1 protein-coding gene is annotated in these 224 nt (G+C 62.5%); it reads right to left on the reverse strand.

Annotated features, from left to right (window positions below; translation table 11 throughout):
• A partial coding sequence (locus ACW5XC_RS20480; protein ID WP_456516121.1) for a hypothetical protein occupies window positions 1-224 on the reverse strand: 224 nt, incomplete at both ends.

Genomic DNA, 224 nt, shown 5'->3' on the forward strand with positions numbered 1-224 from the left:
CCTCGGCTGTCACCTGCACCTGGTCAGCACCGATCTCGCCCTTGCTCAGCAGCTCATCGTTGTTCACGTCATCCACGATGGTGACGGTCGGCTTGTCTGTCGCGGTGACGTCCACCTTCGCTGTGTCACTGCCCGGCAGGGAGACGTTGCCCGCCTTGTCGGTCTGGGTCGCACTTACCGTCAGTGACTTGCCATCCGCCGGGGTATTCTCGGTCCAGCTGATG

The sequence above is a fragment of the Aeromonas sp. 25-AL00135 genome, assembly GCF_054052385.1.